The organism is Castellaniella hirudinis, assembly GCF_042651965.1.
GTDB classification, from domain to species: Bacteria; Pseudomonadota; Gammaproteobacteria; order Burkholderiales; family Burkholderiaceae_B; genus Castellaniella; species Castellaniella hirudinis.
The window spans coordinates 375,596-392,762 of the sequence record NZ_JBHSDY010000005.1; the positions used below are offsets into that span (position 1 = coordinate 375,596).

Sequence of the window (17,167 nt, forward strand, 5' to 3'; positions counted from 1 at the left end):
CCTACATCCACCCACGCTCGTGTGATGTTCCCCCTGCTCAAGCCCCTCATCCCCCTTTATGTCCAGGAACCCGGTCCGGACGTGGGTACGTTGCTGTCGTCCGAACATACCGACCGCTCCCACATCCTGGCCCTGATCCGGCTGGGGGACTATTCGCAGGACGCCTTCCTGGCGACGGATACGCACGGCATCATCGTCTACATGAACCGCAGCGCCGAGCGCCTGTTCGGCTATCGCCGGGGCACCGCCATCGGGCTCGGCGTCGCAACCTTGCTGCCCGACGTGGGCGACATCAATCAGCGGCTGCAGCAGCCTGGCTCGCGCGATACGCTGCCGTGGCGCGGCCAGGGCCTGGACCAGCAGCGCCAGCCCCTGATGCTGGTGGGGGCCGCCACGCACATTCCGTCGCCCACCGGCCACAGCCACCTGTACGTCATGCGCGTGCGCCGGCCGGGCCTGCACGACACCGACCGCCAGGCCGAACTGGCTTCGCTGGTCTACCGCAGCACCAGCGAAGGCATGCTGGTGCTGGACCCCAAAGGCTTCATCCTGGACGTCAACCCGGCGTTCGTGAAGCTGCGGGGGCGTCCCGAATCCGAAGTCATCGGCCGGCACGTCCGCTGCCTGAATTCCCCCTGCCACGACCGCGAGTTCTACCGGGTCATGTGGCGCGCGGTGATGGAGACCGGCAGTTGGCAGGGCGAACACTGGGGGCAGCACGCCAACGGCGAACTGTACCCTGAATGGCTCAGCATCAACACATCCTACGGCGCGGACGACGAAGTCCATCGCCGGGTGATGATCTTTTCCAATATCGCCGAGATCAAGCAGGCCGAGGCCATCATCTGGAAGCAGGCCAATTTCGACCGCCTGACCGACCTGCCCAACCGGCAGATGTTCCATGATCGCCTGGAGCAGAGCATCCGCAAATCCCGGCGCACCGGCAGCCGTACTGGGCTGCTGTTCCTGGATCTGGATCGCTTCAAGGAAATCAACGACACCCTGGGCCACGCCATGGGCGACGAACTGCTGAAAGAAGCCGCCCGGCGGCTGAGCGGCTGCGTGCGCCAGAGCGATACCGTGGCCCGGCTGGGCGGCGACGAATTCACGGTCCTGCTGGATGACATCCGCGAACCGCGCGACGTCGAGCGCCTGACCCGCAACATCCTGCGCCGGCTGGCCGAGCCTTTCCGCCTGGGGGTCGAGACCGTCTTCATCTCCACCAGCATCGGCATCACCTTTTACCCGGACGACGCGGCCGACGCCGAGGCCCTGCTGAACAACGCCGACCAGGCCATGTACGCCGCCAAGGCCGAGGGCCGCAACCGCAGCTGCTATTTCACGCTGTCGATGCAGGAACAGGCCCAGACCCGCATGCGGCTGGTCAACGACCTGCATCTGGCGCTGGACCAGAACCAGTTCTCGCTGGACTACCAGCCCATCGTCGATCTGACCAACGGCCGCATCATCAAGGCCGAGACCCTGCTGCGCTGGCATCACCCGGTGCGGGGGCTGGTGTCGCCCAGCGAATTCATTCCCCTGGCCGAGGAAACCGGCATCATCCGCTCCATCGGCGACTGGGTCTTTTGCGAGGCCACCCGCCAGGTCGCGGAATGGCGCCGCCAGTATGGGCTGGACATGCAGGTCAGCGTCAATATTTCCCCGGCGCAGTTGCGCCACGAGGGCCTGGATCACGCCTTCTGGCGCAGCCATCTGGACACCCTGGGCCTGTCGCCGCGCCAGGTCATCATCGAAATCACCGAAGGCCTGTTGATCGATTCGGGCGACGAGCGCATCCAGCGCCAATTGGACGCCTTCCGCGACGCCGGCATGCAGGTCGCGCTGGACGACTTCGGGACCGGCTATTCTTCGCTGTCCTATCTGCGCAAGTTCAACATCGATTTTCTCAAGATCGACCAGTCTTTCGTGGCCAATCTCAGTTCGGAGGGTCCCGACCTGGCCCTGTGCGAGGCGGTCATTCTGCTGGCGCACAAACTGGGCCTGCGCGTGGTGGCCGAGGGCATCGAGTCGCGCGAGCAATACGCGCTATTGGCCGCCGCAGGCTGCGACTACGGCCAGGGTTATCTGTTCGCCCGGCCGCTGGCGCCCATCGATTTCGAGCCCTTGCTGGCCAACGGCACGGATCTGCGCCCGGGCGCCCAGCCCGCCAAGCGACTGATCCACTAGGCGCCCAGAACCTGCCAAGCCAGGTTCAATCAGCTTTCAGGCAGTCGGACGTCGCGGGCAGCACGGCCCAATGCAGATCGATCACTTTGCCCTTGGGGCCGGACCAGGGCACCTCATCCACCCCTTTCCAGGGCGCTGCGTCATATAAGGCCTGCACGGCGGGCGCCGGTGCGGCGCGTCCCTGTTCGCTGTAGGCGAGCAGCGCGCCGCAGCGCAGGGCCGCGCCCGGGGCGAACCAGGGGGATTGCTCGTCGCTGGCGTCGATCCAGACCCGGGTGTCGGGACTGATGTGCACGGCGATGTTGCCGCCCAGCCAGGTGTTCGAGACCACGACGCGCAGAGGCCGCCCGGGCTGGTGGTCTTGCCAGTGCCGCAGCGCCTGCGCGGCCAGCGCCGGCCCGGGGTAGGTGGAGCGGGAGGCGTGGCCCGTCATCTGCGCGATCGGACCCCGGGCGGCGGCGTAGCCGACGGCCATCACGACGTGCAGGGCGATCGTCAGGATCAGGACGCGGCGCAGTTGCACCGTCTCGGGGCCGCGCAGCCAGCCCAGTCCGTAGAAGCCGAACAACACGAAGAAGGTGCTGCCCCAGGACGCTTCCAGCCGCGAGCCCAGCACCACCGAGATCAGCACCGTGCTGAAAAAGGGCGCCAGGCCGACCCACAGCAGGAAGCGCCGGTCCTCGGCGGCCAGATCGAACCAGTAGCGCGGCGCGGCGGCGGCGCCTGCGAACTGTTCATCGTTGGCCGCATGGCCGGGAGCACGGTCGCCCCGGCGCTTGCGCCACAGCGTCCAGGCGGCCAACGCCAGCGCCATGGGCGCCAGCCGTCCGGCCTGATCCAGGGTGAAGTCCAGCAAGTCTTTCAGGGCGGCCGCCCGACCGCCCGCAGCCAATGAGGCGTCGGCGTAGCGCAGCGGTTCGAAGTCGTGCTGGTCCAGCCACCACAGGTGCGGGCTGAGCACGATCAGAAACGCCGCGGTCGCGACGGCGATGCCGCGCCAGACGTCCGGGCGGCGCAGCGCGCCGCAGCGCAACGCGTACAGGAAGAAGGCGGCGAACTGGATCAGGGCGCTGTATTTGGTCAGCATCGCCAGGCCGCCGACTGCGCCCAGCAGCGCCCAGTCGCGCATCCGGCCGCCGCGCAGCGCACGGTGGTACAGCCAGATCGAGGCGGTGATCGACCAGAGCTGCGCCGTGTTGTGGTTGTAGATCGTGCCGCGCAGCGAGAAATAAGCGGTCACCGAGACCAGCAGCATGGCGATCAGCGCCCGATGCGGCGTGGTGATCTCGCGGCCCAGTTTCCAGACGAACCACAATCCCAGGGCCGAAAACAGCTGCCCCATCAGGAAAGGCAGCCAGACCGGCCGGCCCAGCAGTTCCGTGGCCAGATGCATGAACCAGGAGGGCAGGGGCGGATGCTTGGTATAGCCCAGTTCCAGGCTGGCCGCCCAGACGAGCTCTTCCATGCCGTCCAGGTCGGGGGCCGTATGGCTGAGGGCGCACAGCACCGTCCAGAGCGTGACCATGCCCAGCAGGCACAGCAGCGCCAGGGCGGCGCCCGGCGGTCGGGCGAGCAGGGGAATCTTGGGGAGAGCGGCCGGCAGCATGGCGGGGAGTATACCGGGCGGTGCGGTGTCGCGAAATAGTCTTTATATCGGCTTCATGGCGGCCGATGACCCCGTTGCCGGGTCGGACGCGGCGGTGCGCTGGGGGGCGCGTGGTACTATCCGCACAGGTGCTCGCCGGGGGTGACGAGCGCCCGTTTTCGACCACTTCCCGCAGGTTTTCCATGACGACCGAAGTCCCCATCATCCGCGCCCGCTCCGGAGCCAAATTCATCAGCCCGCAAGGCACCAAAGCCGTCAAAGACGGCATGCGTCCCAGCGAGCTCACCGAGATCCCCAATTCCGAGCCCAAGCCGTCCTGGCTGCGGGTGCGGATCCCGGCCGGCGCGCGCTACCAGGAAGTCCGCGAGATCGTCCAGACGCACAAGCTGAACACGGTCTGCGCTGAATCCAAGTGCCCCAACATCGCCGAATGCTGGGGGCGGGGCACGGCGACCCTGATGCTGATGGGTTCGGTCTGTACGCGGGCGTGCAAATTCTGCGCCGTCAGCACCGGCAATCCCCACGGCTGGCTGGACCACGACGAACCCGCCAGCGTGGCCGACGCCGTGGCGCTGATGCAGCTCAAGTACGTGGTGCTGACCTCGGTCGACCGCGACGACCTGGTCGACGGCGGGGCGGGTCACTACGCCGCCTGCATCCGCGCCATCCACGAACGTTCGCCGCAGACGGCGGTCGAGGCCCTGACCCCTGATTTCAAGGGTGATCACGGCTGTATCGAAAAGATCCTGGACGCCGGCCTGACGACCTTTGCCCAGAACGTCGAAACGGTCGAACGCCTGACCCACGTCGTGCGCGACGCCCGCGCCGGCTATCACCAGACGCTGGACGTGCTGGCCCACGCCAAGGCCTATGCGCCGCATACCCTGACCAAGACCAGCATCATGCTGGGCCTGGGCGAGACCGACGAGGAAATCGAGCAGGCGATGGACGACATCCGCGCCGCCAACGTCGATATCCTGACCTTCGGCCAGTACATGCGGCCCACGGCCAACCACCTGCCGGTGCGCCGTTTCGTCACGCCCGACGAATTCCGCGCCTACCGCGACCTGGGCCTGTCCAAGGGCTTCCGCGAAGTCGTGTCCGGCGCGCTGGTGCGGTCCAGCTACCGCGCCGAACAGGTCCTGGAAAAGGACAACGTCGGGCTCTGACCCGCAGGCCCGCGGGGGCGTCGGCCCCCGGCCGATCCCCCAAGGAGCCGATCATGACGCATCGCGCCGTCACCCGCATTCTGCCCGCCCAGCCTGCCGAAGACGGCGCGGGCGTGCGCCTGCTGCGCGCCCTGGGGCACCAGCGGCAGTTCCGCATGGACCCCTTTCTGATGCTGGACGCGTTCTCGTCCGACAATCCCGACGATTACATCGCCGGCTTTCCGCCGCATCCGCACCGCGGCTTCGAGACCGTGACCTACATCGTCGACGGCCACATGCGCCACCGCGACCATTTGGGTAACGAAGGCGACCTGAAGGCCGGCGGCGTGCAGTGGATGACCGCCGGGCGCGGCATCATCCACGAAGAAATGCCGCAGCAGGAAAACGGCCTGCTGCGCGGCTTCCAGATCTGGCTGAACCTGCCGGCGGCCGACAAGATGCAGCCCGCGCATTACCGCGACATCCCGGCCGGCTCGCTGGCCGTGGCCGGATTGCCCGAGGGCGGTTTCATCAAGCTGATCGCCGGCACCATCCCCTGGGCGACCTGTCCGCTGCAGGGGCCGGGGCAGGCGAATCCCGCCACCCAACCCTTGATCGCCGACATTCGCGTCATGGCGGGGCAAGCCGTGGACATTCCGGTCCCGGCTACGCACCAGGTGCTGGTGTACGTGTTCGAGGGCCGGCTGGACGCCGAAGGGCAGGCCGTCGAGGCCGGGCATACGGTCTGGTTCGGCGCGCAGGGCGACACCCTGCATCTGGCGCCGACGCCGGACGGCGCCGATGGTGTGCGGGTGCTGCTGCTGGCCGGCAAGCCCCTGAACGAGCCTGTCGTCCAGTATGGTCCTTTCGTCATGAACACGACCGAAGAAATCGAGCAGGCCATGCGCGATTACCGGGACGGGGTGCTGGCGCAGTAACCCATAAAAAAACGCGGCAGCGCAGGGTGTGCGCGTGCCGCGTCGTCCGGAAGCGGATCGGGGTTAGGGCTTAATCGTCCCAGCCGTGGCCTCTGCGGTGCTTCATGTATTTCTTCCACTGTTTGCGCTGGTGACGCTCGTAGCGTTCCCGGTCCTTCCAGCCTTGGCGGTAATAGCCGGGACCGGGGCCATAAACGGGTTCAGGTACCACGACGACGCGCGGGCGGTAGTAGGGGGGCGGCGGAGGAGGATAGTAGGCAGGCCCGCCCCAGACGACGCCGGGAATGCCGATGGAAATGCCGACGTCCACGTCGCCCGCATGGGCAGCCGGTCCCGCCATCAATACGCCGGCGAGCAGGCCTGCCGCAACGATGCTTTTTTTCATATGACTGTCCTGTGGATCGAGGGACCCCATTGTGGCCCGTGCGGGCGGCCGGATTGTGAATACTCCGGGGACAGACGCTTCAAAAAGCTACGAGCAAGCGGGTTTTATTGCACGGTAGGAACAACTACACACGTTTGTTGCCCAACTCGTGCGAGATAGGTACGGGTGCGCCGGGCCGGATGTGTCGAAAAGACCACGTTATCGGCCGGCGCTTCCCTACACGCGCCTACGCGCGCGCGTCGGCGAAAAACGCCAGCGTCCGCTCCCAGGCCAGCGCCGCCGAGGCCGGGTGATGGGCGGCCGTGCCTTCGCGTCCGAATGCGTGGCCCGCTTCCGGATAGACGTGGATCGGCAGGCCGGGTTGCGCGGCCTGGATGATCTGAATGTCCGCCATCGGGATCGAACTGTCCTGCCCGCCGAAGTGCATCTGCACCGGGATGCGGGGCGTGTCGTGACAATGGCGCGCAATACCCCCGCCGTACCAGCAGGACGCGGCGGCGAAGGTGTCGCTCAGGCAGGCGGCGCGCCAGGACAGATAGCCGCCCCAGCAGTAGCCAGTCACCAGACGAGCGGTCTGGCCGTTGAGCGCGGCGGCGGCCGCCTCGATGTCCAGCAGGGCGCCCTCGTCGCTGATCGCCTTGCGCAGGGCCAGGCCCTGGTCGCGGCCCATGGGGTCGTAGCCCAGTTGCAGGCCGGGTTCGCCGTCATCCGCACGGTCGAACAGGGACGGGCAGATCACCCGGTAGCCTTGTGCCGCGAAGCGGTCCGCCATCTGGCGGATGTGGGCATTGATGCCGAAGATTTCCGGCAGCACGACGATGCCGGTCCGGGCGTCTTCGGGGCCGCACAGATAGGCGGTGAACGGATGGCCGTCGGAGGCGGTGAGGGTAATGTCCATGTTCGGGCTCCTTATCATCAGGGGCGGACGGGTTGCTGGAGGCCGGCGGCTTCCAGGCGGCGCAGAGGATCCTGTCGATAGTACTGCACAAGCAACTGGTACCAGTCCGGCCAGGCCGCCGCCATCGCCCAGGGCTCGATGAAGAAGCTTTCCGAACTGACGGCGAAGAATTCCGCCGGATCCTGCGCCGCGTAGGGATCCAGCGGCAGTTCCGCGTACCACCCGGCGGCTTCGTCGGATTCCGGGTCCACGTCGGGCGGGATGAGCGCATCGACCTCGTCCACCCAAGCACTGAAATCGTCAAAGGTCCGGTCCAGCACCTCGCGCCAGTGGCGCGGGCTCAGGTCCCGGTGCGCGCGCAGCCCCGGGATGCCGTCCGCACCGCCGTCGCGCTGATCGAGCTTGTGGGCGAATTCGTGGATCACCACGTTGGCCTGCGCGCCCGCCCCGGCGCGCGCGTCTTCCCAGGACAGGATCACCGGGCCGCCTTCCCAGGACTCGCCGGACGTTTCCTGCTCGTATTCGTGGACCACGCCCGCCTCGTCGGTCTCGGCGCGCTGCACCAGGAAACCGCCCGGGTAGACCACGATCTGCGTCCAGCCCCGGTACAGCGACGTGTCCAGCCCCAGGACCGGCAGCGCCGCCTGCACCGCGATCGCGCGGCGCATGTCCGGCGTCACCCGCAGGCCGTGGGCGCCGTGGAAGGATTTGTTGGCCAGAATCCAGGCCGTGTGCCGGCGCAGGGTTTCGGTTTCCTGCGCGTCCAGCCCCAGCAGGAAGGGGTGCTGCGCCAATAGAGGCGGCCAGACCCGCGCATCCAGCGCGTCCAGCGCCTGGTCCAGTTCCCGGTCCCGGGCGTCGCGGCCCGTCAGCCAGCGCAGCATGGCAGGATCCTGGATGGCGCAGCCGGCGGTGCGGCGCGCATGTGGTTGCGAGTGTGGCGTAGCGTCCTCATGGCCCCCGATTGTAATTTCATTATCTGAAAAATGCCGGTACAATAGAGGGTCCTGGGGTCGATTTGGCTTCGACGTGGGTCACAAAACAGGATAGTGCATACCGAGCACCAGTACGCTCGTAAATCCACTGGAAAACTACAAACGCCAACGACGAGCGTTTCGCTCTGGCCGCTTAAGCGGTGAGCCGCTGCACCGACTGGTCCCTGGGTCGGGTGGGGTCAAACCCACAGCAGCGTCATCTACAGGGAATCGGATTCGACCAGGTCACTGGGTCGGCTCTTAAATCAGTGTGAATCGCCAAGGAAGGGCCTGTCGTCCGGCATGATCCGAGGTTAAAACTTAAAGTAGGCCGACTAAGTATGTAGAGCTACTTGCGGAGGGCTTGCGGACGGGGGTTCAATTCCCCCCGACTCCACCAGTCACCTGAAACCCTCTGGTTTATCCAGTGTGGAGTTAAGCATAAGTTGGCACTATTGCCACCTTATGCTTTATTTCACGAAGTGCCACATTATGCTTTATCAAAAAAATGTGGTAGGAAATCTAGGGGTTTTTCAAAAGGCACTTCCGTTTGGGAGTGCCTTTTTTTCTTTAGTCGGCGGCTTCAATTAAAGGCTTGCTTCAAGTATGCTATGCCTTCATGTAACCAAGAGAAACGGGTGTGATGGATAACAGTCTGAAGAGAGTGGCTAGATGCGTCTGCATCACACGTCTGATTTTCGGAGGCGTCTTGGCGGTTTCACTCAACCTATCCCTGTCTGCGTGCGGCAAAAAGGAGAGACCACCTCCTCCTGAGACCGAAGCCGAAATGTATCCCGGAGACTGGAAAGATGCAGTTGCGCCTGACTTGAGCATTGCCCTAGCGCACAACAAAATAACTGGCTGTGGGCAGTTCGAGCACAGGAGAGCCCGAGGAGGTGATGAGTATCTTGTTGCTTGTACCCGAGATGGGGAGCGGTGGACTGGCTATATTGTCTTCCCTCGCATTAACAAGGTGGTAGGCCCCATCAAGCTTGAGTCTCCACCACGGCGCATGTCAGAACGATAAGCTGCTCAGATCCTTGGTCTAGTGCCTTTAGTATTGATCCAGCTCAGCAGCTTCAGGAGATTTTGCAAATTTCATACTTACGTTCGAAGTAGAAAGTCCCCGTATTTGACGCTATAAGCTTTCCGCGCCGGAATCCTGGCGGCAGTCCATCAGTGCTTCCCTCCGGCACGGGGTTGGAATAGGTATAACCAGCGATCGCAACACCGCCTTGGTTAGGTCCCAACCAACCGGATGTACCGGTTATAGAACCAGATTGATTGGGAGAATACATATCCCAAACAAGATAGGCTGTTGGTACGCCAGAGACAAAGCTATATCGACACTCCCCAGGCAGCAGTGCGGAAAAACTCACATCAATTGCTCTACTCCGTCCACCACCTATACTGCGAATAGTCGCAGTTCCCGCAACGGCGCCCGCTTGCAACACCGCGTTCGCTTTCCCTTCCTCATTTGTCACTCCATCCTGAGAAACTAGTACCCCCAAGCTAGTAGTCCATGCCGCCGGAATCCCAACTCCGACAGGATGTCCATCCCGGCCCGTGACCGTCGAGGTGATTATGGTCGTTGAAGAGCCATCCGCCACGATGGAGTCAACCGACGCAGATAGGTCGACCTGATACACTTGGCTTGGCATCTCTGCATGCGCCTTCGCCACCAGCAGCACTGCGAAGTAGGTATCTGCGTGCGAGACGCCGGTGGTCAGCGCAGCCGCACAAGCGAGGGTTGTAGCGGCAAGGCGGAGGGAAACTGAGGGGGGGTGCGCATGACGAGAAAGGGCTCCAAAAAAAGATCTATTTCTCGTATAGCATGTCGTGACGTTTGAAAGCCTTCGCGGTAATGGCGCCAATAGTCCGGATTATGCATTGCCCAGGTCTGTTGGGCTGCTTGCTGATTGATGCGGTAGTCGAGGTCATAGTGCAGCTTGTCCTTCTGCCACTGGCGTTTTCTGGCCTGTTGGCAGGATTGCGCGTTACAGTATGTTTGATTTGGGTTCTGAGGGCGCAAGATGAAGGTCATGCCGCAGTGCATACAGCGTTTGGTTATCATCCCCGTTTCCCCATGTCAAACCGAACATAGGTAGTGTGTATGTGTGAGTGCCCGCGTGTTGGCGATGGTGTGCCGATCAGCCCGTTTCTGCTGAGTGGTTGAGATGGAGAGCAGAGGCTCATGGGTAAGGTTTCCAAGACGCGTTAGGTATTGAGAAGATTTGGTGATTTCTGAGCGATATTGCTTCGTGTAAAAAATAATAGTAGCTCTCTGGTATACCGATTCCGTGGCACCAGAATGAGCATCGAGCGGAGAATGAAATTTGAGATTCCTAGCCGACGGACCATCGATTCCAGATGACCTTCTCCTCGCTCGAGATCAGGGCCGTGTGATTTTCTTCTGTGGGGCTGGTGTATCTCGAGCACGAGCAAAACTACCCGATTTCTTTGGTTTAGCTCGTTCTGTAGTTTCTAAACTAGGTGTTGGAAAAGACAGTCCAGCCAACAAACTTATTCAAGAGTCTCAAGAGCTTGATCGGCGTATTGGTGTGCCTGGTGTGATATCCGCCGACCGAGTGTTCGGCTTTTTGGAAAGAGACTTTTCCTCTAGAGACATTGAAGAGGCGGTTGCATCCGCATTGAAGCCTCCTGCGAAGTGTGATCTCACTGCCCATAGGATTTTGCTTGACTTGGCAACCACCCCGGAGGGGACGGTTCAGTTGGTTACTACAAACTTCGACCGATTGTTTGATGATTGCCAGCCTCAATTGCGAGCGTGGCAGCCTCCGATGCTGCCGGATCCCGTGCGATCAAATGAGATAAATGGGGTGGTGTATCTCCACGGGCGATCAAATTCAGACTACACAGGCTCCGATGGTGATGGCTTTATTCTGTCGAGTTCAGCATTCGGTCGTGCATATCTAGCGGATGGATGGGGAACAACCTTCATCCGTGAAATACTTGAAAAATACATCGTCGTTTTTGTCGGCTATACGGCAGACGATCCACCAGTTCAGTATCTCCTGGAGGCTTTGCAGAAATCATCAAGGGGCATTGGGAATATCTATGCCTTTCAATCTGGTGATCATGACGATGCTGATGCGAGATGGCGACATAAGGGAGTCAGGGCCATCTCATATAGTCCGGAGAATGATCATGCAGTGTTATGGGAATCTCTTGCCGCATGGGCTGTGCGTGCACGTGATCCTGATGCTTGGTATGCAAAGGTTATTGAGGCTTCAAAAAAGGGGCCGGCTGATCTACAGCCTCATGAGCGAGGTCAGGTAGCACATATCATCTCAACCTATGAGGGGGTAAAGAAATTCTCCTCGGGAGAGACTATGCCGCCAGCAGAATGGCTTTGTGTTTTCGATAAAAATCGTCGATTTGCGAAGCCAGGTAATACAGGTAGGTTTGGCCGGAAAGGATTCTATGTTGATCCATTTGATTTGTATGGTCTAGATTTCGATACCCCGCCAGCTAAAAATGATCCCGAGGATCATTATGCAAAACGCGAAGTGCCCTCTGATGCATGGGATGCTTTTGAGATTAATCGCCTGGATAAATCGCCAGTTCAGGATGATAATCTTGCTGCATTTCGCGGGTACTGGGCAAGTCGGTCACCGCTACTTCTTCCTCGAATAGCTCAGCTTGGAGTATGGCTTGCAAAGGTCTGTGACCAGCCTGCCGCTGTGTGGTGGGCGGCTCACCAGTCATCACTGCATCAGATTATCAAAGATCGTATTTCATGGGAGTTAGAACACAGCAATCAACCAATTTCTTACGAGATTCGCAAAGCTTGGCGATCTCTTTTCGAGTCTTGGTCGTATGTGGGTGATTTCCATAGGGATTGGCATACGCTGCAGGCTATCGTCAAGAAGGATGGTTGGAGTAGTACCGTTGCTCGATTTTTTGGAGAGATTATCCGGCCAAGGTTTTATGCGAAGCCTGATTTCTGGAGTGGCCAAAAACCGCCTGATTTAGTGGCTGAAGATGTGCATGATAGTTGTTTGATGCGCTTGGATGTCAAGTATCCGGAAATTAATAGGAAAATTACAGTTCCTGCCGAATGGTGCTTGGCTGTCGTTAAAGAGTTCCGAAGGAGCCTTGAGGTTGCAGTAGCACTGGAGCATGAGATTGGCGGCTATGGCCTTAGAAATATAAGTCCGATAAATCAGGATGATGTTGAAGATTCCAGCTATGGCCAAAGTCACGGTTTGTCTGGTGTGGTTATGAGGTTTACAGAGCTTTTTTCTCAGCTAACTAAAATAAACAAGATTGCTGCAAGGAGGGAGTTTCTGGCCTGGCCTCAGGATGACGATACTGTTTTTGCACGGCTAAGAATATGGGCATCTGGCAATAGAAGTATTGTGTCTGATGATGATTTTTCGGAGTTTATAGTATCTTTAAGTAAGGTTTCATTTTGGGATGGCCATCATCAGAGAGATTTGCTTTTAGTTATCTCGCAAAGATGGAATAATCTAAAAATGGAATATCGAGTTTCAATAGAAGAAAAAATATTAGCTGGGCCAGATAGATGGTTGCGAGAAAAGGTTGCCGAATTCAAAAAGAGGCGAGCTTGGGTTGCTTTGGGTCGTATGTATTGGCTCCAGAATTCAGGTTGTCGCATTTCTGCTTCAGCACGAAAAAAAATTAAGCTTCTACGTGCGATAGTCCCTGATTGGAAAGAGGAGTATGGCTTAAAAGCTGCTGAGTCTCTGGAAAGTCGGGGGGGCTGGGTTAGGAAAGATACCACCCATGATGAGTTGGCCAACACATCGCTTTCCTGCCTGTTGCAGAGAGCACAAGACTTAAGCGGTCGATCGGAGGACTTTCTCGTGGAGAAAGATCCTTTTGCTGGTCTTGCTGCTCAGCGCCCTATACGTGCCTTTTCCGCACTGACGTATTCTGCGAAACGTGGGGATTTTCCCGAGTGGGCGTGGCAGCGCTTTCTTAGTTCTGAGGCGAGAAAAAACGATAAAAGGAAGCTGATTGTATTGATTGCTGAACGATTGGCTAGCTATTCGAATAAAAAGGTTTCGATAGTTATTCGTCCTGCTGCTGACTGGCTTCGAGATGTCAGTAAAGCTTTAAGTACGGAGTGCCCTTCTGTTTTCGATCGTATCTTTACAAAATTGATTGACGTGCTTCGTGAATCACCGAGCGAAGGGGGCTCTGGAATTGTGCGTGGATCCGATGGTCCAGATTGGACGATGGAAGCGATTAACTCACCTACGGGCAGAATGGCAGAAGCTCTTTTTAATGATCCGCGGATGGGTGATTTGAACCGAAATCAAGGATTTCCACCTGAGTGGATTGTTCTCGCAGAGTTGTTGCTCGCGCTTCCCGGAGATCTTTCCAGGTATGCGCTGGTAATTTTCTTTCATAACCTTAACTGGTTTTTCTCCATTGATAAGGAATGGACAGAAAGATTTTTACTATCGGTTTTTGAAGAGGGTGATGAAGATACCAGAAATGCAGCTTGGTCTGGTTTCTTGTGGGGTTCAAAGGTTCCAAATAGAGAGCTCTATATGAGGCTTAAGAACGACATGGTCGAATTTGCCTTAAAGCCACTTCCCGTGCGGCGTTCGCATGGTGAAGTTATTGCAAGCATTCTCTTGGCTGGGTGGGGGACTGTGGATGAAGCTACCGGTGAGCGCTGCATATCCGATGAGGAAATGCACGAATTGCTTTTGTCAGCTGGTGATGATTTCCGATCAAGGATCCTGTGGTTAGCCCAACGATGGTCTGGAGAGGATACAGAAGGCTCGCAAGGGAGATGGAGAGGAAAGGTTTCTGAACTACTCGGAATTTGGCCCCGCCAACTGTCTGCCCGCACACCTAATACCTCAGCGCGCCTGTGTGAGTTAGCTTTCTCCAGTGGAGATAAATTTCCGACCATAGTTGCATTGGTTTTGCCTCTCTTAAGTAAAATTGAAAAGGAGCATCTCATGCTGCCTGAACTTCATCGGTCAGGCAGTAGTGCCGTAGAAAAGCATCCTGAACAGGCTTTAGCACTCCTATATGCCATCCTACCTGATAACTCGCTATCTTGGCCGTATGAGATAGAAGGTATGTTGGAGCAGATCAGCACAGCTAATAGTTCATTAGATAGAGATGACAGGCTAATTGCTTTGAAGCGTCGCTGGGATTCGAGGTAGTGTATATACGCCAAACTTCGCTGTCCAAGCGTAGACTCATCACCATCTCCCCGAGACGAAAATGCGCTTCAAGCCCTGTTGTCGTCAGGTATTGACTTAGCGAGTAATCTTCTCGGTCGGCCTAGGGTGTAATAATCGTAATACAGATCAGTTGCACCTCCAAGAGCAAGCAGAATGCGGCACATCATGATGCGGAGCACCTTATTCTCTCTGATCGTTGATATGACATCATTTCCGGTTGTTGTGCCGCCATGGGCGGCCCGATTCCTATTTTTCCATACGGATTTTTCCAGTGTGCCAATTTCTAAATCTAGTGCTGAAAAGAATCGTTCTGTCATTACTGACTGTGGGGCAGAATTCAGATTTATTACCTTATTTATTAGGATTTTCTTTGCGTCTTCGTGTAAATCAGTAGCAGTGATCGTTGCGGATATTTTTTTTTGTAGCGTAGTCCAAATGTTGGCGTTGTCTATAATACTGCGTCGTACCGCGGGGGTGTTTTTCAGAAATTTACTCTGCAATGACTCTATGGCTGCTCCGAAATGGACCGCCTTCATGTGCAAAGGTGCGGCCATAGCATGCCAGTAGCCCCAAAATGCACTTTGAAGCTCATATGTGTCATATATTTTGTATAGCGAGGAAACCATTTCCTCCAATAGATTAGCCGATATCGCATTCTCGGCTTTTAGGTGGAGAGGTGCTGGTGGATAACCTCTTAAGTTATCGACTTCCTTGGCAAGGGCAGGCCCGCTCTTGGCAAGGAATTTCACGGGCCGCCACTCTGAATCGAACTTGGTGTTGCCCAAATACAATAGGTAGTTTCCTAGGAAGAATGAAAGGCAATTTCTGATCTTTCCTCTCGTTTCTTCATTTGGTGTTCCGATGTACAGGATGAATCCGGGATTTTTGACATGATCTGGTTTTGTCCTTGATGCGCCTACGAAGATTTCTATGTCGTCAATAATTAGATGGGTGCAGGAACGGCTGTATTGATCGGAATCTATTGGAGTGGAAAATATTATTTCTTTTCTGGCGCTCTTTAATGTTCGGCGTTCTTCGCCTTCCTTAAATATGTTGTCAGAATCAGGCCAAATGAAAGATGCCATATTGCCTACCCAATCGATGATGTAGGCTGGCGCAACAGCGTTATGGCTAGTCCATTCGAGGGAGTTTATGGAGGATTGTTCGACTGTGGAACCTTGCTCCCGTCGGTCTCCCCATGTTTTGATATGTTTGTAGGGATCAACGCCAAGAGCAACTGCGTGGTTGCCTGTGTGGCTGATCAACTCCACTTTGGCGTCTGCTTGGTATACCTCGCCAGCCATCCTTTTAATGGCAGTTGAGGTGCTATTGGTAGAAGATGTCGTGGTTAATATTAAGTTAAGATCTGTGTCGCGTTCAATCTTAAAGTCCATTACTGGTCCAAAAACTGGCCCGCAATCACTTACGGTATACATATCTGCGGTGACTACAGTATTGAAAATTTCCCAATCCCAATGTTTCATAGCTGAGTCTCAAAAAGGTTCTTGAAAACGGGTATGGCTACCACAGTTGTTTTGTTTGTTTTCTGGGAAACTCTATGGAACGAAGAGGGCTGTTTTGGATCGGAATCATGCTCGTTGCAAAGACACGGGATGCACGCTATGCGATGGCGCGCTGAAGCCGCACTTGTACGACGCTGTTGCTCATCGTCGGTTGAGATCTGACCATCATCATTGCTTGTACGCGGATACCAGAAAAGCTGCCGCTTGCCGGCGGCCGTCAAGGTGTGTTCGCTGGAACCCTAACGCACAACCAACCAGATACTCACTTTTATTGGCGATTACCTCACCCAGGTGCTCTGCTTTCGTGAAGGGGACATCTCCAAGATGGTAAGTAAATCGCCGAACAACTCTGCCGCCTTGTTTAGTTGGCCCAATAGCACTGCTACCTCATCACATGGGTCCCTAGGTCGCAATTTCTCCCGGTGTGTCACCTCTAGGTGGTTGAATTGGGACTTGAATACGCTCTCGTCATTGTCTGGAAGCGGGTGAAGGTGAAGAGTGTGAACAACTAGGTTACGACGCTGGAGAAGCCACTTCAATCCGTTGTCTTTCTCCGATGTCTGGAAGGTACGTAGCTTTTTCCAGCTTCCGCTCTTCCTCAGTTGCTCGTTCATAGGGACGGCGTTAGCATGAATACGGTCCATGACTGCGGTGAAACCGTTCTGATCGAACTTCCGGATGTTGAAGAAAGCGAAGTCGAGGACTTGCCCGACCCGGTCCCAGAATGAATACAGTCTAATGTAGGCTGCTTCTGCGTGCTCCCAGAAAGCTAGCTTCGATTGCCCTGCGAGAAAGGTTTGTGTCTCGGGCCTATCGGAGGAGAACTCGAACAAGTCAGGTTGTGCTGTGAGGAGGGACGATCCCGAACGAAACATGTGCGCACGAATCACCGATTTGCGAGCTCGCGAGAATACGGAGATGACCTCGCGCATAGCCGCTTCCGGGTAGTTGTCTGCGGGTGGCGGTTCGGACCCTTCGCGCACGATATAGGACTTCGGTGGCGAGCCCAAATGCTCGATGGCTCGGTTGATTCGCTCCTCGAAGGCATTATGGTTGCCGCCCGGTGGCCAGAGAGTCGCAAAAGCACCGGCCATTGCGGTCTCGTATTGAGAGAGTACGATGGATTCATTGGCAACGACGGATACGGCATTAACTAGGGCCTGAAAGGTACCCCTGTTATCGGACTCATCTCCAGTCGAAGCCATCGTATCTTCCATAGCCAAATATCCCCTCCCTACGTATGGTATTAAACAGGAATTATGCCAACTGTCTTCATACCTTGGACTCGCAAGGCAGCATTCTGTAAGAAATGCC

12 protein-coding genes and 1 other RNA gene are annotated in these 17,167 nt (G+C 57.6%); 5 read left to right on the forward strand and 8 right to left on the reverse strand.

The features are described 5' to 3' along the window. Positions 1 to 24 precede the first annotated feature (24 nt). Positions 25 to 2,187 (forward strand): putative bifunctional diguanylate cyclase/phosphodiesterase, encoded by a 2,163-nt coding sequence (locus tag ACFO0J_RS10000; RefSeq protein WP_376812919.1) that lies wholly within the window; start codon positions 25 to 27, stop codon positions 2,185 to 2,187. Between the two features lie 25 nt (positions 2,188 to 2,212). On the opposite strand, the gene ACFO0J_RS10005 is transcribed toward ACFO0J_RS10000, so the two are convergent. Further along, on the reverse strand, positions 2,213 to 3,793 hold the full coding sequence (locus tag ACFO0J_RS10005; protein ID WP_376812920.1) for a glycosyltransferase family 39 protein: 1,581 nt from the start codon (positions 3,791 to 3,793) through the stop codon (positions 2,213 to 2,215). A gap of 182 nt (positions 3,794 to 3,975) precedes the next feature. Here ACFO0J_RS10005 and lipA point away from each other — a divergent pair, with 182 nt between their 5' ends. Both lipA and ACFO0J_RS10015 read left to right on the forward strand, forming a co-directional pair. After that, complete coding sequence (gene lipA, locus ACFO0J_RS10010; RefSeq protein WP_376812921.1) at positions 3,976 to 4,962, forward strand: lipoyl synthase; 987 nt, start codon at positions 3,976 to 3,978, stop codon at positions 4,960 to 4,962. A 53-nt stretch (positions 4,963 to 5,015) separates the two neighbouring features. Beyond that, positions 5,016 to 5,879, forward strand: coding sequence for a pirin family protein (locus ACFO0J_RS10015; protein WP_376812922.1), 864 nt, complete (start codon positions 5,016 to 5,018; stop codon positions 5,877 to 5,879). Positions 5,880 to 5,949: 70 nt separating this feature from the next. On the opposite strand, the gene ACFO0J_RS10020 is transcribed toward ACFO0J_RS10015, so the two are convergent. The 3 genes from ACFO0J_RS10020 to ACFO0J_RS10030 form a co-directional block, all read right to left on the reverse strand. Further along, complete coding sequence (locus tag ACFO0J_RS10020) at positions 5,950 to 6,264, reverse strand: hypothetical protein (protein ID WP_376812923.1); 315 nt, start codon at positions 6,262 to 6,264, stop codon at positions 5,950 to 5,952. Positions 6,265 to 6,490: 226 nt separating this feature from the next. Then, entirely contained in the window at positions 6,491 to 7,162 is a 672-nt protein-coding gene (locus ACFO0J_RS10025; protein ID WP_376812924.1) for a dienelactone hydrolase family protein, read from the reverse strand. A 17-nt stretch (positions 7,163 to 7,179) separates the two neighbouring features. Further along, positions 7,180 to 8,046, reverse strand: coding sequence for a M90 family metallopeptidase (locus ACFO0J_RS10030; protein ID WP_376812925.1), 867 nt, complete (start codon positions 8,044 to 8,046; stop codon positions 7,180 to 7,182). Between the two features lie 125 nt (positions 8,047 to 8,171). On the opposite strand from ACFO0J_RS10030, the gene ssrA reads away from it, so the two are divergent. After that, positions 8,172 to 8,536: a transfer-messenger RNA gene (ssrA, locus tag ACFO0J_RS10035) on the forward strand. A 679-nt stretch (positions 8,537 to 9,215) separates the two neighbouring features. Here ssrA and ACFO0J_RS10040 read toward each other — a convergent pair. Both ACFO0J_RS10040 and ACFO0J_RS10045 read right to left on the reverse strand, forming a co-directional pair. Next, complete coding sequence (locus ACFO0J_RS10040; RefSeq protein WP_376812996.1) at positions 9,216 to 9,797, reverse strand: Ig-like domain-containing protein; 582 nt, start codon at positions 9,795 to 9,797, stop codon at positions 9,216 to 9,218. Between the two features lie 65 nt (positions 9,798 to 9,862). Beyond that, positions 9,863 to 10,180: a hypothetical protein gene (locus ACFO0J_RS10045; RefSeq protein ID WP_376812926.1), complete on the reverse strand. Its 318-nt coding sequence runs from the start codon at positions 10,178 to 10,180 to the stop codon at positions 9,863 to 9,865. Positions 10,181 to 10,472: 292 nt separating this feature from the next. Here ACFO0J_RS10045 and ACFO0J_RS10050 point away from each other — a divergent pair, with 292 nt between their 5' ends. Then, positions 10,473 to 14,309: an SIR2 family protein gene (locus ACFO0J_RS10050; RefSeq protein WP_376812927.1), complete on the forward strand. Its 3,837-nt coding sequence runs from the start codon at positions 10,473 to 10,475 to the stop codon at positions 14,307 to 14,309. Positions 14,310 to 14,377: 68 nt separating this feature from the next. Here the strand turns inward: ACFO0J_RS10050 and ACFO0J_RS10055 are convergent, their stop codons facing one another. Together ACFO0J_RS10055 and ACFO0J_RS10060 are read right to left on the reverse strand one after the other, a co-directional pair. Next, positions 14,378 to 15,814 (reverse strand): hypothetical protein, encoded by a 1,437-nt coding sequence (locus ACFO0J_RS10055; RefSeq protein ID WP_376812928.1) that lies wholly within the window; start codon positions 15,812 to 15,814, stop codon positions 14,378 to 14,380. A 317-nt stretch (positions 15,815 to 16,131) separates the two neighbouring features. Next, positions 16,132 to 17,070 (reverse strand): hypothetical protein, encoded by a 939-nt coding sequence (locus tag ACFO0J_RS10060; protein WP_376812929.1) that lies wholly within the window; start codon positions 17,068 to 17,070, stop codon positions 16,132 to 16,134. Positions 17,071 to 17,167: the final 97 nt, after the last annotated feature.